At 30.9% G+C, this 340-nt stretch carries 1 pseudogene; it reads left to right on the top strand.

Features of this window, described 5'->3' with window-relative positions:
• Positions 1-340: pseudogene (locus CCAL9328_RS10825) on the top strand (hypothetical protein); the annotation flags it as partial.

Below are 340 nucleotides of genomic sequence, written 5' to 3'. Positions count from 1 at the left end.
CCCCAGATAGAATTAAAATCAGTGATTTAAATGATAAACCAAATTTAAAATCAAACAATTCAAACAATTCAAACAACCAAGATGGGTTTGATCCATTTACCTTGCCTCTAAGCCTAAGATCCCTTGATACAGGTATGCCTTTAGTAGTCAATTTAGGTAAATCAGATGAGACCTTTAATTATAATCTAAGAGAGATTAAGGCATTTGAACCAACTATAATTGATGAGATTAAAAGGGTTGATAGCTTTGCTAATTTAGGTTTAGAGTATGTTCAGTTTGTATCAGCTAATGATATAAATGAGTGCTTAGGAATAGATGAGAGTGGATTTTTTACTTTAAA

The organism is Campylobacter sp. RM9328, from assembly GCF_012978615.1.
The sequence above is the reverse complement of the archived record's forward strand: the minus strand, read 5'-3'. Positions and strand labels throughout refer to the sequence as shown.